The sequence below is a fragment of the Tolypothrix bouteillei VB521301 genome (assembly GCF_000760695.4).
GTDB lineage: Bacteria > Cyanobacteriota > Cyanobacteriia > Cyanobacteriales > Nostocaceae > Scytonema > Scytonema bouteillei_A.
In genome coordinates, this window is the sequence record NZ_JHEG04000001.1 from 3,872,091 (window position 1) to 3,894,815 (window position 22,725).

The following is a 22,725-nucleotide window of genomic DNA, read 5'->3' on the forward strand; positions in this document are numbered from 1 at the left end:
CCCGACTTCTTTCTCCTCGTTCAGGTGGCTCCGCCTAAGAATCCCTTCTTTGGAGGTGGAGTCTTCTGTATTCATCTTGCCACGCCAGACTGAGCCTCGCATACTGCGTTTCCAGATCGACCTTGGAAACGAACGACTTCAAGTTTTTATCAAAAACTTTTACGCCCATCCTCCGCATTCATAGCTTTGCCAACAGTTACATTTAACTGTGCTCCAAGGAGCATACATAAAGAACTTAAATTGAGCCAAAGAAGTAACACAATTCCTGCACTTAGGGTTCCATATGTAAGGTTGTAATCGCTGAAATGATTGATATAAAGGCGAAATAATCTAGAAACAGTTTCCCATAGCAAGGCACCGATAATTGCTCCTGGTAGCAGAGGGGTTCCTCTTCGCCATCGACTGGGGCCAAATCGGTAGACTACACTAAAGGCAATAGCTAGCATTGCAAGTGTTAAAATCCAACCAAAAAATTTCCAAGCTGACAGAATACTATCTGCTGGAATTTTACCCATTTCCAGAGCAAGCTTAATGAGCAAATCGCTGATAAATGCCAGAAATGAGGCAGATATGACTAAGGAAATCGTACCAAAGGTCAGACCGAGAGCGATAATTTTAGCCAACCAAAAAGGGCGTCGCTGCTTGATTGGTATCTGATAAATTTGGTCTAAAGCACCCATAGCTGTGTTGATAGCACCAGACGCAACCCAGAGTGCAGCTCCACAACTTATAAAAACTACTTTTTCGCCTTGGGGGAGTCTGATTGTACTAATAAATTCTTCAATTAAGATCAAGACTGGTTCGGGTGCAATGCTGAGGAATTGGCGCGGTAAAAAGTCTACTGTTTCTTGAGAAATTGCGAACATCCCAATTGCAGCTAAAATTGCCACAAGACTGGGAAACAACGCCAATACGTTGTTGTAAGCCATTTCTGCTGATAAACCTAACAATCGTTGTTTGCCAGTTTCCACAACGACCTGTCTGAGTGTTTTCCAGTTAAGATGGCTAAAGAAACGAAAAAAGCGAGTGGATAGCATTGTATCAGATCTTTCAAGCTCAACTTTCTATCTTGAATTCTGTCTCATTTATCCACTATCAAGTTGGTGAGCGTAAATATTATCTTTGAGAATTTATCTTTAGGAAAAGCCAAAAGGCAGTTTTCTTCCCCATTCTCTACTCCCTACTGCTGCTGTATCTTACCATCTTCCATGCGAACAACGCGATCGGCAATGTCTAGAATGCGGTTGTCGTGAGTTACGAGGAGAACGGAACAGCCCTCTTCTTTTGCTAGGCGTTGAATAATATCAACAACATCCCGTCCTGTTTTGCTATCTAGTGATGCAGTGGGTTCGTCTGCAAGCAATAATTTAGGTTGAGCAACTAACGCACGTGCGATCGCAACCCGTTGTTGTTGTCCTCCTGACAAATTAGCCGGGTATGCATCCACTTTATCACCCAAGCCCACAGCTTGCAGTGTTGCCACTGATTTTTCTCGGTACTCCCTTCTTGGAATTTCAGGATGCAGTTTGAGGGACATACGAACATTACCGTAGGCGGTGAGACATTTGAGCAAATTGTGGTGTTGGAAGATAAAACCAATGTTGTTGCGGACTTTTGTGAGCTGTCTTTTACTAATACCCCGTAATTCTTGACCTAAGACTTGCAAGCTCCCTTCTTGTACGCTACGCAATCCTCCTGTAAGAGAGAGTAGTGTCGTCTTACCACTTCCTGAAGGTCCGGTGAGGATGACAATCTCTCCTGGGTAAATATTCAAGTTCACATCACTCAGCACGAGTTTACGCAAAGCCCCTTGGCCAAAAGCGTAATTCAGATTTAAAGCAGCTACAGTTGGTTCCATACCACTTGGATTTTCGACTTTGAATTGGTAACGCTAACTACTACCTATTATTTAAGAAACTTACACTTCCTAGAGCGAATTCTATTTGCTGTGGCTGAATGAAATTTGACATCAAGAGCAGAAACCATTTCTGCATATCTTCTCACAAAACATTTAGGATTGCTACAGGAAAATTTGATTGTGCTCGGAGGATGTTTTAAAAGTGTTGGCTACCTCCGCCAACACTTTAGATTCCCCTAAATCCCCCTTGGAAAGGGGGACTTTAAGAGCATTTCCCCCTTTGCCAAGCTACGGTAGTGTACACCAGTCTCCTAAAATGCCTTCTAGCAGTTTCGATCCCCCCTAACCCCCCTTAACAAGGGGGGAAATTGATTCTAATTCCTCCCTTTTCACGATGTTTCATGTCTTTTCTAGAGATCTGTACATCACCGTAGCCTTTCAAAGGGGGGCGAGGGGGATCTTGATACAATGGTAGACTTTACAAACATCGTCTTACCTAAAGGAATAATCTTTAAGGAATACCTACCTAAAATAATTTACTGCTTGGGGATTGGAGATTATATTTCTTTTAGCAGTAGATAAGGATATCTAAAAAAAAATAAAGTTCATATACAACATTCAAGATTTACTTAATTTTACGAAATTTCATAAATTCCCGATCGCTCGATTGTCTAATCTCAAGATGTGGAAGCGATCTCTCCAATGAACTTGTGAAATCTTGTACTGACTTATCAAGCTATTCTTGCTGTGTGAGAAAGCTTTTGTTCGGTAAAATTTCTTTTTAAATATCTGCTTGCGTTTAGGGAGTTTGATTATGCGGATTGCTCAAGTCGCCCCCTTATGGGAAAGAGTTCCACCTCCAGCTTACGGAGGGATTGAGTTAGTGGTGGGGTTACTGACTGATGAACTGGTTCGGCGCGGACATGAAGTCACACTATTTGCATCAGGAGATTCCCTGACTCTTGCTAAATTAAAATCCGTTCATCCCATCGCTATACGACTCGACCCAACGGTAAAAGAATACAGCGTTTATGAGTCCCTGCAACTGAGTTGGGTATACGAGCAAGCAGAGGAGTTCGACATCATTCACTCTCACATGGGCTACGCTTCATTGACTTATGCAAATTTAGTAAAAACGCCTACAATACACACATTACACGGTATTTTCACACCTGATAACGAAAAGCTATTTCAACACGCACGTTCTCAACCATACGTTAGTATTTCCAATGCCCAACGAGAATCAAGCTTGGGGCTCAATTACGCTGCGACGGTTTACAATGCTATTGATGTTAACAGCCATAAATTTTATCCCGTTCCGGATAGCCCGCCTTATCTGGCTTTTCTAGGTCGAATGTCACCAGAAAAAGGACCGCATCTCGCAATTGCTATTGCGAAACAGGTAGGTTTACCATTGAAGATGGCGGGTAAAGTAGACGAGTTTAATAAAGAGTTTTTTGAAAGAGAAGTTCAGCCTCTGATTGATGGAAAGCAAATTCAGTATTTAGGCGAAGCAAACCACAATCAAAAAAACGAACTCATGGGTCGTGCGATCGCAACTCTATTTCCCATTACCTGGCGCGAGCCATTTGGTTTGGTTACCATCGAATCAATGGTAGCAGGGACACCCGTCATTGCAATGAGCATGGGATCTATGCCAGAGGTCATTGCCCACGAGCAAACAGGCTTTTTGTGCAATAATTTAGAGGAATGCGTTCAAGCTGTAGGCAAAGTTGCAGAGATAGACCGTAACGCATGCCGTACCTATGTTGAAAACCGCTTTAACGTTCAAAGCATGACAGATGGCTATGAGGCTGCGTATCATCAAGTTTTAGCTTCACGGTTTGTTCAAAACCGACATTTGCACGAGTTAAAATTGCCTGCTCCCGCCATGAGTTTACCCAGTTTATAGGAGTGCAATACCTTGCGCCTCTGAGACTGTGGTTTATTTACTGAAAATGGCTGTAAGCGGAGATGGTTAAAACACATCTGCTGGATCGGCAGAACGAAGTTTACCTGTGGCAATTGCTCCAGAAATAGAACACATTACTAAGGTTAAAATAAAAACTTGCAAGGCAACACTGACTTTCATTGTTAAAGGAATTCTCGTCAGTGTTGCTAATAATTGATAGATTCCTACTGAGGAAATGAAGCCGGGAATAAACCCCATAAAACCAAGAATAATGGCTTCTTGAAGCACAACCAGGAGAAGCCATCTATCTGTATACCCCATGGCTTTAAGGGTAGCATATTCTGATAAATGGTCGTTAATATCAGCATATAAAACTTGATATAAAATGATAACTCCAACCACAAAACCTACAATAGTTCCAAACTTTAAAATAATTCCCTCCGGCTGCGATTCATGAAATTGCCTTTCTCTTTGAATCAATTCGTCACGAGTCAGTACAGCAACATCATCAGGAAGGCGATCGCGCAATCTTTCTTGCACTGTTTTAATATCTGCTCCCTTCTCTAAAATTAGAACCCCAATCCTAATTTGTTTGAGGCTATCGTCTCCGAAACGCTGGGCATAATTCCAATCACTCATGATCACATTACCTTTATCACTAATAGTACTGCCCATACTAAAGAGTCCAACGGCAAAAGTGCGGCGATTGTCCATGAGAGTTGCTACCTCTTCGCTTTTTTCTAGCCGTTTTGGAATGTCCCCAAGAGATGATTGAGATAGGCGATCGAACAAGACAGCATCGGGAACAACTAATTTTGCTATCTGTTGGTTTACTTCTGGTATATTCAACACTGATGGTTGGGCTGGATTAAAGGCAATGATTCTCACTTCATTGCCAAACATACGTGTTTCTCTGCTTTTGGGTTTGCCAGAATCATCTTGTGGAGAAGATAACTGATTGGGATTTACCCAATTTCCTCTCCCTATATAGACTGGACTTGCAGAGACAACACCATCGACTGCTGCGGCTTGATAAAGGTAAGCACGGGGAAAGGATATTCTAAAGAATAAACTTGGGCTAAATGATGAAATTAATAATAAATCTCCTGTCAAGCTTTCATGAATTTTTGTTGTTCCATCTGTTAGCATTGCTAGGAGTCCTAGCTGGGTAAACATCAAAATATTGGCGAAGCAAACGCCTGTCGTTGCAACAGCAAGGCGAATTTTTTGATGAGATAATTGCGCCCAAGCCAGAGGTGTCTCGAAGTCAAAGTTTTTTCCTATGGATTGAAGACGGGGAAGTTTCATTACGTGTTATTTTGTATTAAGTTTGACTCTAACTTGCATACCTGTTAAGGCGGCGACTTTAGGGCTATCTTCTCGGTTAAGTCGGATTTTGACTTCTACGACACGAGCATTGATATCTGTTGTAGGATTAGTTTGGTCTTGGTTGAGGCGAGTTTTGCCAATTTGCAACCCAATGCGATCGACTGTTCCTTTGAGTTCGCCTTGAAAACCGCCGTATTCACTTGTAATTGTTGCTTGATGTCCCAACTGAACTCTAGCAATATCTGTTTCGTATACCTCTGCTAGGACATACATTTGATTTGTCCTTCCAAGTAGTGCAATTCCTTCTTGGATATTCACCTGTTCGCCAACACGAGTATTGATTCTTAAGATTTGTCCTGCGATGGGAACTCTAACTAACGTATTGTCTAATTCAGCTTTACGCTGTTCCACTTGAATCAGGGCTTGCGCTAACTCAGCTTTGGCAATTTCAACATCAATTGGGCGGACTTCCTGCAATTTTTTTAAATTTGCTTGTTCCTTTTCTCGTTGTGCTTGTAAAGTCATTATGGTATTTTCTAAGTCTGCTTTACTTTGTAAAAGAGTGGCTTGAGCTTTTTCAAACTCCTCTCGTGCATTATCAAAGTCAGCTCGACTGATAGCACCTTCATTAGATAAAGCAAAGTTCCGTTCGTATTTCAGCTTAGCATTGCGAAGGGTCGCCTCTACTTGGGCGATCGCCGCTTCCTTCTGCTTGGTTTCATTTCGGATACGGGCTTCTAATTCTGCAATGACTGCGCGTTGAGCTACGATTTCGCCCTGCTTGGAGTCTCCTTGCTGAATTTTGAGCAATTGCGTTCGCTTGAGTATGACATTGGCTTGAGCATCCTTAAGTTGTTGCTTGACTCTATCTCTTCCCTGAAGAGTGGCGATCACCTGATTTGCTTTAACAAAGTCACCATCCTTGATAAATATTTGGTTAATGCGGCTGTCTTGAGCATTTGCTACTGAAATTTTAATAACATCCCCCTCTGGTATCAATTTTCCTAAAGCAACTACCCGAGTGGGAACATAAGAGATGGTTGCAGGAGTTTTTGGAGGAGTATTCTCCTGAGCTTTAAGAGTACTAGAAGCGGTACACAAGCCCAAACAACTGAGAATGGCAATATAAGCGCTATACTGCTGAATACCCAAATATAGGCTTTGGGAATGTCTATAGCGAGGCTCACTCATAGTAACAACAGCGTTTTTTGTTTGGTTATAATATACCTTAAGTAATAAAACAATTATTAATGACTAAAGTAATGAGATAGAAATCTTCCAGATCCCCGACTTCTTAAAGAAGTTGGGGATCTAACTCTTCACGGATGATTTAGAACATTTATATTACAGGTAATAATACAGCTTTTTTGAGGTAAATGAAGTACATAAGTAGGAGCGCAATGCCTTGCGCCTTTACAACAGATGTGCCTCAGTTACTTACAATCTGCTGTAAATTTGTACTTATGATAAAAGCCAGAAATAATGAAGTCACCTTAGCAGATATTGCCCAGCGATTGAGCAAGAATAATAGCAATTCATCTCAAGTACTTTAGATCGCTTTTCTGAAAAACTCAAGTAGCATGCGAAGACAGCGCTACTACGAACCAACAAATTTATGAGTCATTAGCCGAATATCATGCAATCATCTTCTCCAACGCTGTTTGTAAATCTTGCGTCAAATCGATAACTGCTTGTCTGGCTGCTTGACGGCTTTGCTGATAATTTGACCAACGTTCTGTCACAGAAATCGGTTCACCCACTGTTATCCGAGATTTTCTCCAACCCAGTCGAGGTCGTGCGGGGCTTTTTTTTCCTTTTATGCGAGCAATGAGGTCAAATAAAATCAAAGACGTTTCTGCAAATCTCTCAAAAGAAGGCTTTTCCAAAACATAGCTTCCCGTAACTGCAACAAAACTCTCTGCCAAACGCATGTGCAGGACTCGCAGAGATGCTTCTTCAGCAATCCAATCTGCCAAACCCCGTTCTAAGGGTGATAGTGTCTGCAAATCGGGCAAATCTTTACGGTAAATATCATCCCAAGATGCAGCTTCCAATCGACGACACCGATCGATGATGTTTCCTTCGCTCTCAAGACCAAAAAACTGCTCGGCTGCTCGTAAGGATCTATCTAATACTACCTGGAGGCGATTTGCCAAGATCTGATTGCGGCTAACAGATGGATCGGTTGGTGTTGCAGTCGCCGTGCTTTGATGGTGAAAGCGATCGTAAAACTTTTCCATATGGGAAAGAATGTGTTCGCCAAGATGAAACAGTCGCTCGTAGAAAAACTTCTCCCTGTCAGCGAGAGTTGCTTGGCTCATTTGCTGGACTGGTAAACCGCAATCTGCTTCCAACTTTCCTAAAAGCCAATCTAGTTTTTTCCAGGATGGATTGATATAACTATATTGATTGTAGATTGGCACAATAAAAACCTCTTCAGTGCGATTGGCTTTGAGCAAATCTTCCACGCACCAAAAACCCATGTGAGCAACACCCGGTTCTAAAGGGCTGACAATTTCACTGTGTCCGTTGGTTCCTCCTTCAGGAGCAACAGAGATAGGAATTTTACCGTTAGCAAATAAATCCCGTGCTGTCTTCATTCCAATTCTGTCCAATCGCTTACCTCTATGGATTGGTAAGCCCCCCAACCCAGAAAACAGCCAGCCCAACCAGTTCCCCGCCCATAAAGTCATTCCCCGCTCGTAAATAAAGTGAGAATGGATTGGAGATTGCAGCGAAATTCCTTTTTTACGGGCAATTTCCGGTACAGCTTTAGATACCAAATGAAACATACACAGAGGATCGTCCACTTCAGGATGGCGAAAGGCAATTAAAAAGCGGATTTTGCCAGCCTGAAATTGTTGGTACAGCTTGGCTAACACCTCAACATTTACAGTTTCAACTTGGGCGATACCAGTTGGTAACCAGGGTCGCAGCCTGAAGCGCAACACAACGGGCAAAATCACTTGCATCATATAGCGTACAAGTGGGTTGTACTGCGGAGGAATAAACTCTAATGGTGGTTGAGCAAGTTGAATGGGATGGGGCAAGATGGCTCTCCTGGTTATCTTCCAATATATATAAGGATAAAGTGTGAAGGATGAAATGAGTCTTTACATTTGGTTCTGAAATAGAGATGGTTTATTTAGTAAAATTTTTTATCCTTTATATTTCATACTTTATCAAAAAATCAGTGCTACAACAGAAGAAGGATAAAGTGAGTCCCTAAACTGTATCCGAAATAGACAATCTTTATTGAGTAGAAATTTTTATCCTTTATCTTTTATACTTCATACTTTTGTAGAGGTTATCTTGCTAATATCATCTACCCAACTTCCCTTACACGGGAAGCGCATTCTTGTCACCGCACCTCGGAACTACGCTATGAGATTCTCCAATCAGCTTGTTAACCAAGGTGCTTTGCCATTACTTATGCCAACGATAGAAACTTGTCCGTTAGAAAATTTTACTGAATTAGATATTGCATTACAAAAAATCGAGCAGTTCGATTGGATTGCTTTTACTAGTAGAAATGGAATTGAGGCATTTTTCCAACGTTTGGATGTGTTAAAAATCAACCCTTTGGTATTGGCAAAATGCCGTTTGTGTGCCATTGGTATAGATTCGGAAAAATTAGCTGCTTTTGGCGTTAAAGTTGATATAGTGCCAACAGAACCCAGCCCAGCAGGAATTATTGCTGAGTTAGCTAAGATTCCCAATATTGCCAAACAAACAGTACTTGTTCCTGTTCCTGAAGTTTTGGGCGTACCAGAACCTGATGTCGTTCCAAATTTTGTTGCAGGGTTAAAACAGTTGGGGATGAATGTGACTCGCGTCCCAACATACATGACTCGCTGTTTGGAAAAAACTATTTATGAGGTTGAATTAAGTTTAGTTCGGCAGGGGAAAGTAGATGCGATCGCTTTTAGCAGTACTGCTGAAATTATGGGTTTTTTAAAAATGATTCATTCAAAAAGCGATTATAAAAACTGCGTCATAGCATGTTTTGGACCATACACGGCAGCTAATGCAGAAAAATTAGGTTTCAAGGTGTCTGTTGTTGCTAAAGATTATAGTTCTTTTGCAGGATTTACAGATGCGATCGCATCATTTTTTAATCAAGAAAATAAAAGATAAAGTATGTTTGGGCGGACGAAGACGCCCAGCCCATAATATAAGAGAAAGGAAATAAAAGTACCTAATTACGTGAAAAAGAAAGGAAATGCTTGAACCACTGGCGTGCTAACCTTGCGGCTTCTTCTAAAGCACCTGCTTCTTGAAACTGATGAGTCGCTTTAGGAATCACCTCCAGTCGTTTTTCAGGTACGGTAATTTGTGCCAATGCATCTTCATTCATGGTCATTGTTGGATAGTCATCGCCTCCGACAATCAGCAGTGTTGGAGTTTGTATATAAGACAGTGCTCGATTGACTAAATCGGTTTGTCCGCTTTGCGAGACAACGGCTCTAATTGTCGTTGGACGTTCTGTTGCAGCAAGTAAAGCAGCACCTGCACTCGCGTTCATTCCGAAGTAACCTACCTTGAGATGAGAAGTTAACGGATTTGTTGTCACCCAGTCTGTAACTGCAAGAAACCGAGAAGCTAAATGATTGATATCCCTTTCATAGTGTTTTGTCCGCCTGTCGATTGTTGCTTCGTCTTCTGTTAAAAGGTTAATGTGTATTGTTGCTAAGTCTCCTTGTCTGAGTAAATAAGTAAAATAATTCTGTCGCGGGCTGTATTTAATATGACTAGTATTAGAACCAACAATAACAAGACCTTCTGCGCCTGTGGGAATAATGAGTTCGCCCTCTAACTTATCCATACCCAGCGCTATCGAAATATTTTGCTGTTCAACATTGAATGCTAATGTTTTATGCATTGCTATCTCCAAAAGTGTTAGGTATGTTAATATTGAATGAAAAAAGATTTTAACTGGGATGGCGTAAAAACTTTCTACGAGTGAAGGTGACGGTTAGTTGCTCATAACGAATGGTTGTTAGGAACCAATGCTGTCATTTATATTGCAATACGCTTCAGATAAGACTCGATCCCCCTAACTCCCTTTAAAAGAGGGGAATAAAGCCCCCCTTTCGCTTGGGGGGCTAGGGCTATCATCAAGGGTTGGATGTTGTTAACTGAACTGTATTGATTTATATTGTTGAGTTTAATCAAAACTTGTGAGGAACTCGTGAGCTAAAGAATCTGTATCAGTGACAAACTCATCAAGTATTCATTGGGACATTTTTCTATCCAGTACAAGCATTTCATCCTAATTTCATTATTCTTTGCAACACTAAGCTATTAGTGCAGTTCTATTGCTCCAATAGCAAATTAGCTATTTGCCGTCTATCGGAAAGTAGGACTTGACACTCCAGCTAACTGGAGATTTAAAAATAAAAGAAACTTATAGTCTCAACTATCAATTTCAATTGTATGAAACGTCTTTCTTGGAAAACTGGTTTTTTTGCAATTACTTTCATCACACTGGCTTCCTTTACAGGGAGCGTTCTTACAGCCTGTTCCACAACTGCTTCGCAAAACGAAACCCAAGCTTTAAGTAACGGCGCAACTGAGGCTAGCGACAAGCAACAGATGGACCACGGTAGTGGTATGCATCATGGTAGTGGGATGAACCATAATAGCATGGGAATGGATTTGGGTCCGGCGGATGCGAACTACGATTTGCGGTTCATTGATGCGATGATTCCACACCATCAAGGAGCAACCGAGATGGCAAAAGAAGCACAACAGAAATCAAAACGTTCCGAAATCAAAAAGCTAGCAGGCGAAATTATCAAAGCGCAAAACAAAGAAATTGCTCAGTTGAAACAGTGGCGCACGGCATGGTATCCTAAAGCATCCAAGATGGCAACAGCTTGGAATTCCCAGCAGAATCAAACAGTAGCAATGTCTCCCGAGCAGTCTAAAGCAATGCGAATGGACATGGACTTGGGCGCTGCTGATAGTGACTTCGACCTGCGTTTCATCAATGCCATGATTCCGCATCATGAAGGGGCGGTAACAATGGCGCAAGATGCATTAAGTAAATCCAAACGCACTGAAATTAAGAACATCTCGAAAGGGATTCTCAGCTCTCAACAAAAGGAAATTGAACAAATGAAGCAATGGCGACAAGCTTGGTACAAGCAGTAACTTTGCGAAATCCATTTGGTTATGAAAAGCCCAGAAGACTCTACTTGACATGATTAAATGGTACAAGCAGTAACTTTGCGAAATCCATTTGGTTATAGCCTTTAGAGATGATTTATACCAATTCTATGTGAAGTTGCACATTATTGCCCTCACTCTAGAAGAGTGGGGCTATACAAACAAAGCCTGCCTTCGCAGGCTAATTGTATGCAGCTTCATATTAAATTGGTATTATAAAGTAAACTTGCAATGAGTAACTCCCAATGCCTAAGGTACCACAGAAAAGTTTCAATCCCTAATAGGGAGTAAATGAAATTGCAATTTCATTCGTTGTCTTCTCCTTATGCAAAATAGATGCTGTTTCAATCCCTAATAGGGAGTAAATGAAATTGCAATCGCCAGCAATTCTAAGGGCTTCAGATTGGGGGTTGATGTTTCAATCCCTAATAGGGAGTAAATGAAATTGCAATCTCCATCAAATGCACCGCCACTGTCGGGATTTTTAGCAAAGTTTCAATCCCTAATAGGGAGTAAATGAAATTGCAATTGGGCGAACTTTGTAGGTGTTGCTGTTGGCGTTGTTACGGTTTCAATCCCTAATAGGGAGTAAATGAAATTGCAATTTTGCAGCCGGACAAAAAGGCAACCCATCAAGATCGTTTCAATCCCTAATAGGGAGTAAATGAAATTGCAATTTCTGGCAATATCCTTATTGTCAGCAGTCCTCAGAAGTTTCAATCCCTAATAGGGAGTAAATGAAATTGCAATCCTCGTGATTGATGAGGTCGTTGCTGGCGTTGACGCGTTTCAATCCCTAATAGGGAGTAAATGAAATTGCAATTTTGGAAGTTTGGATGCACGAGCAAAAATCGAAAGAGTGTTTCAATCCCTAATAGGGAGTAAATGAAATTGCAATCTAATCAATTACTAGGATCTCCATCCTCATTTAAGTTTCAATCCCTAATAGGGAGTAAATGAAATTGCAATGCTTTGAAAGAAATTAGGATTGCTGTTCCAATTCGTTTCAATCCCTAATAGGGAGTAAATGAAATTGCAATGGATATGCAAAGCTATTGGCAAGGTATTAAAAGTTTCAATCCCTAATAGGGAGTAAATGAAATTGCAATTACCAATCACTGCCAACCATTTTCTACTTATAATCTGTTTCAATCCCTAATAGGGAGTAAATGAAATTGCAATCAACATCGCTCCTTCTACAAAACTTTCCCTTGCCCGTTTCAATCCCTAATAGGGAGTAAATGAAATTGCAATCTTATCATTTAGGTGAAGAAGTTACCGCATGGGAAGGTTTCAATCCCTAATAGGGAGTAAATGAAATTGCAATTAGAAGCGGAAATTGATGCTTGAACTATATATCTGTGCCCGTTTCAATCCCTAATAGGGAGTAAATGAAATTGCAATGGATTTTTTATGGGGTGGTTGTGCCCCAGTCTACACGTTTCAATCCCTAATAGGGAGTAAATGAAATTGCAATAATGATTCTTCGATTGTTGGTTTCTTCAAAATCTGCGTTTCAATCCCTAATAGGGAGTAAATGAAATTGCAATCACTTTAGTTCCCCTTTGGGATTCTCTATGCTTTTGTTTCAATCCCTAATAGGGAGTAAATGAAATTGCAATCTTATCTCTCGCTGGGGCTGTAATATTTAATCGAGTTTCAATCCCTAATAGGGAGTAAATGAAATTGCAATGGCAAGAGCCTGAAACTGAGTCAGTATTTGGTTGTCATGGTTCAAAATCGCGGATGGGTCAATCATAGCACGAGAAATTGAGATTGACTAGAGGGAAAATGGCTGAAACCGAGTCTGGGTAAGGTGCGCGGATGGGTCTGACGATCCTATCGCCTCTATGTCTTACACCAAAAGGAATACAGGCATTTTTCTTCGCAAGTGAATTCCAACACCTACCCATCCGCGCTGAACTGCCCCTACTTACCACCTTTGCCCAAAGTATAACCTGTCTAAAGAGGCACAAAATTTTCTTGTATGATTATTTAACTAATTCGGCGAAATTCCCCATCAGCCATGCGGTGGGGATGGATAGCCGAACAATTACGAGGTACACCCTTTACGGGTGTCAGAGGAATTGTTTATCTCTGAGACAGGAAGTCGGTCAATCCAATCTTCGATAAGTTGAGTAATCGTCTTTTCCTTGCTAGCAGCATATAACCGAATTTTATTCAGTCTTCGCTCACTTATTCTAATATGCAATCCCTTAGTTTTCATATTGTTTTGTCTACACGTTGTCTAAACAATTATGGTATCGTGTATTTAAAGGAGGTGAGTAATATTGGCAACAAGAAGATATACATTTCGGCTTTATCCAAATAAGGAGCGAGAGACTAAGATGCTTCAGGCTAGACGCGACCATGCGTATTTATATAATGCCTGTATTGCTCACCGTCGTTATGAGTGGAAGGCGAACAAGAAAAACGTTACTTATCTCGAACAACAAAATTGCTTGCCCGAGTTCAAGAAAGAGTGGGTAGAGTTTGACTATCTGCACTCTCAAGCAATGCAAGCAACTGTTAAGCGAGTTGATTTAGCATACAATTCATTTTTCAAGGGACTCAGGAAAAAGCCCAAGTTCAAGTCAATCCACAAATATTCGGGATGGACGTACCCAGCTAAGTCGGGATGGAAAGCCAACACTGAAGGAGAGCATGGGACTGTTACCCTCAACGATCTGGGTATCACTGTCAGGATGCGTGGAAAAGCCAAAGACTGGGGAATTCCTACGACTTTGACTATTTCTTACAAACCGAGCAAAAACCAGTGGTTTGCATCCTTTAGCGTTGATATTGAGGTTGAAGCACCAAAGTTTGGTTCTGAGTCTGACTTGAAGTACGAGAAAATTGTAGCTTTTGACCTGGGGACAGCAACAGCGTTGACTTTGTACGATGGTAGAGAATTCGCTGAAGTAAAAAACCCTCAATTCACTAAAAAAGCTGAGTTACAAATCAAGCATTTATCAAAAGCTTTGCGGCGCAAGCGTGCTCCAAATCACAAGAAGAAAGTGAAAGCTTCTAGACGTTGGCAGAAAGCTAGAAAACAAATTTCTAAACTACAAGCTAAGGTAGCGACTCAACGTAAAGATTGGCAGCATAAAATCACGTCAGATATTGCCAGTCGTTATGACATCGGCGTGACCGAAGAACTTAACACCAAAGGGATGACGCGCAAAGCGAAGAAGGGGAGCAAGCGCGAAGCTCGCCGGATGGAATCTTCCACCCGGCAGACTTCGCGCAAAAAACAAAAAGCCGGATTAAATAAATCAATCCTTTCCGTTGGTTTTGGAGCACTCAATCAGATGATTGCTTACAAAATCGAACACAAAGGTGGCTTGATGATTGTGCTTCCCACTAAAGAAATCAAACCGTCGCAACGCTGTCCTAGCTGTGGCAAAGTCAACAAGGAATGGGCAGAACTTTCTAATCGACATCACGTTTGTGAGTGTGGTTTCGAGATTGCCCGTGACCGTGGCTCTGCTATGGTTATGTACAACGTTGCAACGAATCAACAAACGGGGTTTGGAACGAGCCTCGCAGACTGCGGATGTTTCAGCACTACTTCAGGCTCCAAGAAGCGAAAGCAGACTGGCAGTATGAAGCACCTGGGACAGGTGAAGCGTCAAAAACGAAGTCAAGTAGGTGATGGAGTTTTTTTTGAAACTCCGTCCGCCTATGCGGCGGAGTAGTTCATGTTAACAGAATCCTGGTAACGGGATGAAAGCCAATCTTTATCTAAATTTAGCTTGACCATTCAACTACAACACCTGTCACCGACAAAATACGGATTAGCGCTCCACACTACCACTCGCGAACTGGGCTTGGCAATAAGTAACTTTGCTGGAGACACTCGTTCTCATGTCTGGTATTTAGACCGTGAGTTATCCAGCCATTTACACCAGTACCTAATTGAATTTATTAAGCCCCAAACTTGGTCTGAGTTGGGGTTTATTGCAGTTGCTAGGGGACCGGGTGGTTTTACAGGTACTCGCATTGGGGTTGTGACTGCTCGTACTTTGGGTCAACAGTTGGGCATTCCCGTCTTTGCTGTCTCCAATCTGGCAGCTGTAGCACGATCGCAGATTTCATCGTCCCAGCCAGAAGGGTCGGAAATTGTCAAAGAACCCGTTATTGCCGTACAAATGCCAGCCCAACGGGGTCAAGTTTTTGCTGGTATCTATCAACTCAGCCCCAATGCTTCTGGGTTAGATGTTCTACTACCAGATATTGCGATCGCACCAGAGGTATGGCAAGAGAAGTTAGCCAATTGGAACACCCGCTATCAACTTGTTGAGGCTACATCTGGTTTAGCAGCAACTGTGACAAGCGTGCTGCAACTGGCATATTTGGATTGGCAAAAAGGTATGCGTCCTCATTGGTCAGAAGCGTTACCATTTTACGGGCAACATCCAGTGGATATCTAGAATGCTACCAACTCTCACTCACCTGAAAACTTGGGCTTCTACTCCTAATGGCATACTAGCCAAGATGGCATTGAAAATGGCGATCGCATCAGTTCTTTCGTTTGCGATCGCGAAATGGTTGCACTGGGAATATCCGTTTTATGCTGTCATTGCAGCCATTATTGTTATGTCATCTACCCATGGTAGTACTTTACTACAGGGATTCCAGAGATTGATAGGAACAGCAATAGGTGCTGTCGGCGGAGCAATTTTTGCCGCAATGCTAGGAAGCAATTTTTGGTCATTGGGGATCAGTGTATTCTTAACGATCTTTCTCAGCAATTATTGGAAATTCACAGAAGCCGCAAAGCTAGCAGGATATGTATCAGCAATTGTTATCCTCAATTACAATGCGTCACCGTGGCTTTACGCATGGCACAGATTTCTTGAAACCTTGCTAGGTATTGCTGTTGCGCTATTGGTAAACGATTTCATTTTTCCAGCATCTGCGGGTGTAGAACTCAGGCGTTGCTTGTCTCAAATACTGACTCAATTGGAGCAATTCTATGCCCTCGTGGTAGACTGCGCTTTTACAGGAAGTTACGATCGCGCAAAAGCTGATGAATTAAAAACAACCATCAATAGCTTACTTCAGAAAAAAAAGGAGCTTTGGAAAGAAGTTCGACAGGGACAAACACGCGAACCGTTAGAAACTCGTATAAATGAAGCTTGGGAATTTCTTATTAGTAGAATTTGGCAGCATATTCTGACAATGGAACATACCGTACTCGTTCGAGAGCAAGACACTTTATGGCAGATTCTTTCGGTTGAATTAATTCAACTTGCACAAGAAACAAGAAGTGCAATGCTAACGTTGGCAACTGCTGTTAAGTCTTACAAATCCCATGTATCCTTGCCGGAAATAGAGGTTGCGCTTGCTGATACAACAAAGCGATTTAATGACTTACAACAACTCAAACAAGAAGATTATCCCATTAATGAAATTCTTCGCTTTTTTACCTTCTTTTATACGATGGAAGAAGTTGGCAGAAAGCTTCAGAGAATGACCAATATATCAATCTTAAATCATTTATAAAAAATTTTAACTACCGCAGGTAGGCGATGCCGCACTTCCTCTCGATCTGACTTTTTCAACCGGGCTCAGACATCACAAGCAAAACAATTTTGATGTTCTATAGCTTGACACTTAAGCGAATGCTTATCTATACTGTAAATACTTAAGCAAATGCTTAAGCATTTGTCAAGTGAGCAGACTTGTTACTAGTACTTTCGGTATTTCAGGCGCTTGCTGACCCCACGCACTAGGATGAAGGAGAAGGTATTAATGGAAAATACAACGATCGAAACTTTGGAAGAAAAATTGCAGCAGGCGATGCTTACGAGTGATGTCGCTGTGCTGGATGAACTGATTGCTGACGACTTGGTTTGGACTATGCACACGGGTTTTATAGGTAACAAGCAATACGACCTCGAAGCACATCGCAGTGGAGTGTTCCGGTTCACGAAGGTAGAGATTAGCGATCGCCAAATCCATCCTTACACTCAGGATTGCATTGTAGTTACCCTTAAAGCAGAACTTGCTGGAATCCTCAACGGTCAGGAGTTCTCAGAACCCTATCGCTTCACTCGCGTTTGGTTAAAGCGCCATAACAGTTGGCAAATTGTAGCAGGTCACGTAAGTCAAATAATTTCCAATATATAAATTTTAAGCAGTGTCGTCTGGATGATTATCAGGTTGTCTTGAAATAGTTAACTTTAACGCTTGCATTTGAGGAAAATCGCGCTGAATAATTTCGATAGCTTTTCTTTGACTTTCTTGATTTTTAACAATAAGTTGTGCAGTGCCATCACCCTGAGAACCCACACCTTTTCCTCCAAAGATATAAGGACTTAGAGGTTCGTGATGGAGCAAGAGATGCAGTTTCTTTGCAGTTAATTGAGAGGGACAAGCGGGAACTACGTGGTGATCGAATTCCGTTTGGGCTTTTGTCATTAAAGCTCCAAGAAGCTGGGCATCTCCGAGTTGTATTGCTTCAACTGCCAAGTGGGTAATTTCTGTACTAATAGAACCCAAGTATTTTTGGACATTTTGCTGAATTTGATTGGTAGCGAAAGGATAACACTCATTCAATCGTCTTAGTATTTCTTGTGTGTTTTTGCTGCCTGCAAGATCGACAATTACAAAAAACAAATCTTGGCTAACTCTCAACTCGATAAGATCGATTTGTTCGCCATCGAATATCATTAAGATTGGGCGATTTCCATAAGCACAAGCTTGATCCATACGACCACAAAGACTGGGAGTGGTTCTTTCTCCGAGGTAGGCCAATTCCATTTCTTCACGAATTGTCATCTTTAAGTCATACAGACGATTAAAAGACCTCGCAATGAGAACGCAAAAGGCAGCACTCGAAGATAACCCCTTTTGGATAGGTAAGTCGGTTAGATAATTATTAACCTCAAGTCCGCCAACATTATAGTGAGTCAGAAATTGATAAGCTGTACCAGCAGCATAACTAAAAAAACCGCCCTTTGCTGCTACGCACTTGAGAGTATCGGATTCCATAGGTAATCCGATCGGTTCATAATGTCGTCCATCATTGAGAGAAGAATGAATAATTAACTCAGTAGAATTCGGTTTGACATCCGCATAAATTCCCTGATTGGTACCAACAATTAAGGTGTAACCCTTTTCAATTTGAGGATTAATTCGGCGATATTCTCCTGCCCAATCGCTATGTTCTCCAAACAAACAAAGACGACCCGGAACAAAAATTCTCATTTTCGATTGCGCTTTCCATATTTAAAGATACGTTGATTACCACAAAAACGTAACCCAAGGCAAGTAGTTTCTTGACTTGGGTTGATTGGTGACAAAAATATCTAAAGAACGTTATTTTGTCACTGTCGCCATTGCTTTATCAACAGCTTGCAATGCCGTGTTGATGTCCGCCTCAGTGACAATCAAAGGTGGAACAAAGCGCACAACTTTAGGACCTGCAGGCACCAGCAACAAGCCTTCGTCTATAGCAGCTTTGACAACATCAGCAGCAGTCGTGGGAATATCTGCGCTCAACTCCAGACCATCAATCAGACCCCAACCCCTTACATCTGTAATTTGATTGGGGTATTTAGAAGCGATCGCTCTTAACCCATCACGCAATTGTTCGCCCCTGTCTCTAACATTTTGCAAGATATTTTCCCGTTCCAAAGTTTGGCAAACGGCGAGGGCGACACCACAAGCAAAGGGATTGCCACCAAAAGTGCTGGCATGCTCTCCTGGTTGGAAAACATCACAGGATGATTTACACATCATTGCCCCTATAGGAATACCACCGCCCAAGCCTTTGGCACTGGTGAAAATATCTGGCTCAACACCAAGATGTTCATACCCCCACAAGTGACCGCTACGCCCCATTCCAACTTGGACTTCATCAAAAATTAACAAAATACCGATTTCATCACAAATCTCCCGCAACTTTCGGAAGTAAGCAATATCCCCCGGTCGAACACCCCCTTCTCCCTGCAATGGCTCTAATAAAATTGCCGATACGCGGTAATCCCCTTCATCAAGTTCGCTAATAGCAACTTCTACTGCATTGAGATCGTTATAAGGTACGTAGTGGAAACAAGGCATTAAAGGTTCAAAGTTTCTTTGATACTTAGGTTGCCCTGTCGCAGTGACTGTTGCTAGAGTCCTACCGTGGAAACTGGCTTGTGCTGTCAAAATGATAGGTTTTTCAATTTGCTGCACTGTATGAGCGTATTTCCGCGCCAGTTTAATCGCTGCTTCATTCGCTTCTGCCCCTGAATTGCAAAAGAAGACGCGATCCGCGCAAGAATGCTCAATTAACCACTTTGCCAGATCTCCCTGTTCTGGGATGTAGTACAAATTAGAAACGTGGTGTAACTTTTGTATTTGTCGAGTTACCGCTTCCACCATAGCTGGGTGGGCGTGTCCTAGAGTGCAAGTGGCAATCCCAGCCACAAAGTCGAGATACTCTCGCCCCTGCGTGTCCCAAACACGAGCCCCGTTGCCTCGTTCCAAGGCAAGGGGGAACCGTGCGTAAGTAGACATCACGGCTTGATTAAAACCTTCCGTATCAAAGGGGCTAGATGGTATTATCGCTTGGTCAACCAGAGTTTGTACGCTCACGTGCCCACCTCCTGAAAATTCTTCATATTACAGCGAATTGCTATTCTCTATGAGAATCTTGCAAAAAATCTTCGTACAAACATCATCTTAAGCCAGCTCTGTTGATATTCTCAAACGAGTTATTTTTTTAAAAAAACTGTGTATTCTACACTCGAGCAAAAGTACCAACGGATTCAAAAAGAGTTAACAGCAGGAATGATTGCCCTCGGTGGTGTCTTTCTAATTGGCACTTCATGGTACAGGTTCATAGAGGGCTGGTCGTGGGAGGACGCAGCTTATATGACAGTCATTACCTTGGCGACCGTAGGTTATGGTGAAACCCAACCCTTAGGAGCTAGAGGCAGATTGTTTACCATTGCCCTGATTTTAATGGGAGTTGTTAGTATTGGTTACATTGTTAATAGATTTACAGAAGCTGTTATTGAAGGTTACTTTCAACAAGGAATTCGACTCAGAAGACAGAGGCGTTTAATGGAATCCTTATCTGAACACTATATTATTTGTGGATTTAGTCGAACGGGCCGTCAAATTGCGATGGAGTTCGGATCGGAGAGCGTCCCTTTTGTTGTGATTGACTCTCGTATAGAATCAGTACAAAAAGCTCAAAATCAGGGTTTTGTTGTATACCAAGGAGATGCAACTTTAGATGACACTTTATTGAAAGTTGGAATTACTCGAGCAATTTGTATTGTAGCGGCCTTACCTTCAGATGCAGAAAATTTGTATGTCGTTTTGTCAGCAAAAACATTAAACCCCAGTATTCGGGCGATCGCAAGAGCGAGTAACGAAGAAGCGTTACAAAAGTTACAGCGTGCTGGTGCAGATGCTGTGGTTTCTCCTTACATCACTGGTGGAAAGCGGATGGCTGCTGCTGCCCTGAGACCGCAAGTGCTAGACTTTGTCGATGGTATGCTTTCTGGGACAGACCGACAGCTTTATATGGAAGAATTTCGTCTCGATCCGACAAGCTGTCCTTTTGTCGGTCAAAGTCTGGGACAGGCGAGATTGCGAGGGCAAACAGGCGCACTACTTCTAGCGATTCGGCGTGCGAGTGGAGAACTTATCGGTGGTCCCACGGCTGACACGGTTTTTATGGCGGGAGATGCTCTGATAGCTATGGGTACGGTCGAACAACTGCGTGCTCTCAACCAACTTTTGGGTCCTATTGGTTCTAAGACTTTGCGGCGACCAAAAAAAGGTTAATAGGAGTTGAACATCAAGTGAAGAGTCAAATGTCCTTTACAAACCACACTTTTGTGATTTTTCCATTTTCGATCTGATAAATTGCTACTGCGGTTTTTGTTTCTAAACCATTAAAACCTGTAACCAATTCTTGATCGATCGCGATATTTCCTTCGATACATCGCGAGATCAATTGACAATGGAGGTTAGGACTATTTTCAAAAAGTTTTTTGTATCTGTTTGCAAAAGCTTTTCCTGAGATCTCTAAAATCTCTTTTTGTGAAGGAAAAGCTAGAACAGGAACGTTATCAATATAGCAGCTTAAAAATTCTTCCAGATTCCGTTCATTGTAAGCTTTAAGCTGTTTATCAACTACTTCAATAATGCTTTTATCTGTCATCGTCTTTATCGCACTAAGTGAATAAAATTAGGATAAGAAATACTTTTCTTAAGAAGGTTTCTTAAGCTTTCTTTGCGGCATTAATGAGCGATCGATCCTTGGAAGTGAAATACATACTTCCCAAAAGTGCTAGAACTAAACCAAACCCGATACGCAAAGCGCTTAGCTCAAGCAACCCGTATTTTAAATCAAGAAGGTGTCCAATTGCAAATTCTCCGATTCCAAACAAAAATGCTAGGTAGAGAACCATACCAGATCTAACTCTTGCAACCTTGTCTTCAGGTGCGTTCTCAAGAATTTTCTTATTTGTGAGATGAAGCCATATAGCGTTGACATAAGTACACAGTATGTATATTATGATATGCAAATTCTCCAAATTAAACTCTGCAAGAATTCCTAAGCCTCCACAAAGAGCTAGGATACCAGCTGATGAAACCGCGAGCATTTTGTCGTTTTGCAGTTTTTGAATGAAAAATGCGCCGAGCCAAAGTGAAAACCCATAAAAAAACCAGCTAAGTGAATAGCAAATATCTTCCGGAAGCAGAGTTTGCTGGTTAGACATTTTGTAGGCATAAACCATCATTCCTGATAATGAGACAAGAAAGACCAATTGAATACTATTCCAGGGGAAAAGCTTTTTGTACCAAAAAGATTGTACGGAGAACATAAGCAGTTTAAGCAATGAGCCTCCCTGCTTTGCTGTCTTGGGATAGTCTTTATTATGAGGACTGTTCCTCAATGTATATATGAAAATAACGAGCAGTAGCGATGTAATGGCATCAATTACCAGTGCAGTTTCAAATTTTGCACTAAAAAAAAGCGGAATAAGAGCGCATATAATAGATGCAAAAACCATAGCTCCTTGCTGTGAAGTCAGCATATGAATAATAGCTCCTTTCCCCCAAGAGCCTGCAAACTGTCCAACAATCTTATAGGAAACAATAGAGCTAGCTCCTATAATTCCGAATCTTAACGCAGTCCAAACAAGGACAAATTCATAGTTAACGTTCGCTGGAGCAAAGATTAACATTCCCAAGAATAAGATGGCTAGAATGAATTGAATTATTTCTGTTCCCATGAACTTCATAAGAACCTTGCCTTCATCAGCCCACACGCATACCAGTAGAGAGCCCACAAGGCTACTAATTTGACGAGTCATGCCAACTTCTCCAATCTGTCCGGTATTATCAACGATAGTTTTTAAAAAGGGCACTAACAACAGCCACATTACTGTGCTCCCAATGGAGCTACCTAAGGTAATACAGAAGAGTTTCAGCATTTTCT

18 protein-coding genes and 1 CRISPR repeat array are annotated in these 22,725 nt (G+C 41.7%); of the genes, 8 read left to right on the top strand and 10 right to left on the bottom strand.

The features are described 5' to 3' along the window. Positions 1–149: 149 nt before the first annotated feature. Together HC643_RS15350 and HC643_RS15355 are read right to left on the bottom strand one after the other, a co-directional pair. Positions 150–1,037: a YihY/virulence factor BrkB family protein gene (locus tag HC643_RS15350; RefSeq protein ID WP_038079843.1), complete on the bottom strand. Its 888-nt coding sequence runs from the start codon at positions 1,035–1,037 to the stop codon at positions 150–152. A gap of 143 nt (positions 1,038–1,180) precedes the next feature. Continuing rightward, complete coding sequence (locus HC643_RS15355; protein ID WP_038077369.1) at positions 1,181–1,858, bottom strand: DevA family ABC transporter ATP-binding protein; 678 nt, start codon at positions 1,856–1,858, stop codon at positions 1,181–1,183. An 814-nt stretch (positions 1,859–2,672) separates the two neighbouring features. On the opposite strand from HC643_RS15355, the gene HC643_RS15360 reads away from it, so the two are divergent. Continuing rightward, entirely contained in the window at positions 2,673–3,770 is a 1,098-nt protein-coding gene (locus HC643_RS15360) for a glycosyltransferase family 4 protein (RefSeq protein WP_038077370.1), read from the top strand. Positions 3,771–3,836: 66 nt separating this feature from the next. Here the strand turns inward: HC643_RS15360 and devC are convergent, their stop codons facing one another. From devC to HC643_RS15375, 3 genes are all read right to left on the bottom strand, one after another. Continuing rightward, a complete protein-coding gene (gene devC, locus HC643_RS15365) occupies positions 3,837–5,078 on the bottom strand; it encodes an ABC transporter permease DevC (RefSeq protein WP_038077373.1) in 1,242 nt (413 codons plus the stop codon). Between the two features lie 6 nt (positions 5,079–5,084). Then, positions 5,085–6,290 (bottom strand): HlyD family efflux transporter periplasmic adaptor subunit, encoded by a 1,206-nt coding sequence (locus HC643_RS15370; RefSeq protein WP_050045816.1) that lies wholly within the window; start codon positions 6,288–6,290, stop codon positions 5,085–5,087. A 443-nt stretch (positions 6,291–6,733) separates the two neighbouring features. Then, the gene (locus HC643_RS15375) at positions 6,734–8,149 is read right to left on the bottom strand and encodes a 1-acyl-sn-glycerol-3-phosphate acyltransferase (RefSeq protein ID WP_038077383.1); all 1,416 of its coding nucleotides are present in this window, start codon (positions 8,147–8,149) and stop codon (positions 6,734–6,736) included. Positions 8,150–8,411: 262 nt separating this feature from the next. On the opposite strand from HC643_RS15375, the gene HC643_RS15380 reads away from it, so the two are divergent. Next, a complete protein-coding gene (locus HC643_RS15380; RefSeq protein WP_038077500.1) occupies positions 8,412–9,236 on the top strand; it encodes a uroporphyrinogen-III synthase in 825 nt (274 codons plus the stop codon). Positions 9,237–9,297: 61 nt separating this feature from the next. Here HC643_RS15380 and HC643_RS15385 read toward each other — a convergent pair whose 3' ends face one another. Further along, positions 9,298–9,981 (bottom strand): dienelactone hydrolase family protein, encoded by a 684-nt coding sequence (locus tag HC643_RS15385; RefSeq protein ID WP_038077386.1) that lies wholly within the window; start codon positions 9,979–9,981, stop codon positions 9,298–9,300. Positions 9,982–10,535: 554 nt separating this feature from the next. Here HC643_RS15385 and HC643_RS15390 point away from each other — a divergent pair. The 5 genes from HC643_RS15390 to HC643_RS15410 all read left to right on the top strand — a co-directional run bounded on the left by HC643_RS15390 (position 10,536) and on the right by HC643_RS15410 (position 17,405). Then, entirely contained in the window at positions 10,536–11,255 is a 720-nt protein-coding gene (locus tag HC643_RS15390) for a DUF305 domain-containing protein (RefSeq protein WP_038077390.1), read from the top strand. A 282-nt stretch (positions 11,256–11,537) separates the two neighbouring features. After that, a CRISPR array of direct repeats spans positions 11,538–12,963; the repeat unit is 37 nt; unit sequence GTTTCAATCCCTAATAGGGAGTAAATGAAATTGCAAT. Positions 12,964–13,561: 598 nt separating this feature from the next. Beyond that, positions 13,562–14,968, top strand: a complete 1,407-nt coding sequence (locus HC643_RS15395) for an RNA-guided endonuclease InsQ/TnpB family protein (RefSeq protein ID WP_202048624.1) — start codon at positions 13,562–13,564, stop codon at positions 14,966–14,968. Positions 14,969–15,025: 57 nt separating this feature from the next. Further along, positions 15,026–15,703 (top strand): tRNA (adenosine(37)-N6)-threonylcarbamoyltransferase complex dimerization subunit type 1 TsaB, encoded by a 678-nt coding sequence (gene tsaB, locus HC643_RS15400; protein ID WP_038077393.1) that lies wholly within the window; start codon positions 15,026–15,028, stop codon positions 15,701–15,703. Position 15,704: 1 nt separating this feature from the next. Then, on the top strand, positions 15,705–16,778 hold the full coding sequence (locus tag HC643_RS15405; RefSeq protein ID WP_050045818.1) for an FUSC family protein: 1,074 nt from the start codon (positions 15,705–15,707) through the stop codon (positions 16,776–16,778). A 249-nt stretch (positions 16,779–17,027) separates the two neighbouring features. Further along, positions 17,028–17,405 (top strand): nuclear transport factor 2 family protein, encoded by a 378-nt coding sequence (locus HC643_RS15410; RefSeq protein ID WP_038077397.1) that lies wholly within the window; start codon positions 17,028–17,030, stop codon positions 17,403–17,405. 3 nt (positions 17,406–17,408) lie between these two features. Here the strand turns inward: HC643_RS15410 and HC643_RS15415 are convergent, their stop codons facing one another. Then, positions 17,409–18,485, bottom strand: coding sequence for a mevalonate kinase family protein (locus HC643_RS15415; RefSeq protein ID WP_038077399.1), 1,077 nt, complete (start codon positions 18,483–18,485; stop codon positions 17,409–17,411). A gap of 111 nt (positions 18,486–18,596) precedes the next feature. Further along, positions 18,597–19,859 (bottom strand): aspartate aminotransferase family protein, encoded by a 1,263-nt coding sequence (locus tag HC643_RS15420; protein WP_038077400.1) that lies wholly within the window; start codon positions 19,857–19,859, stop codon positions 18,597–18,599. A gap of 138 nt (positions 19,860–19,997) precedes the next feature. Here HC643_RS15420 and HC643_RS15425 point away from each other — a divergent pair, with 138 nt between their 5' ends. After that, complete coding sequence (locus tag HC643_RS15425) at positions 19,998–21,062, top strand: potassium channel family protein (protein WP_038077401.1); 1,065 nt, start codon at positions 19,998–20,000, stop codon at positions 21,060–21,062. 25 nt (positions 21,063–21,087) lie between these two features. On the opposite strand, the gene HC643_RS15430 is transcribed toward HC643_RS15425, so the two are convergent. Both HC643_RS15430 and HC643_RS15435 read right to left on the bottom strand, forming a co-directional pair. Beyond that, positions 21,088–21,441 (bottom strand): nuclear transport factor 2 family protein, encoded by a 354-nt coding sequence (locus HC643_RS15430; RefSeq protein ID WP_038077402.1) that lies wholly within the window; start codon positions 21,439–21,441, stop codon positions 21,088–21,090. A 61-nt stretch (positions 21,442–21,502) separates the two neighbouring features. Further along, on the bottom strand, positions 21,503–22,720 hold the full coding sequence (locus HC643_RS15435; RefSeq protein WP_038077403.1) for an MFS transporter: 1,218 nt from the start codon (positions 22,718–22,720) through the stop codon (positions 21,503–21,505). Positions 22,721–22,725: the final 5 nt, after the last annotated feature.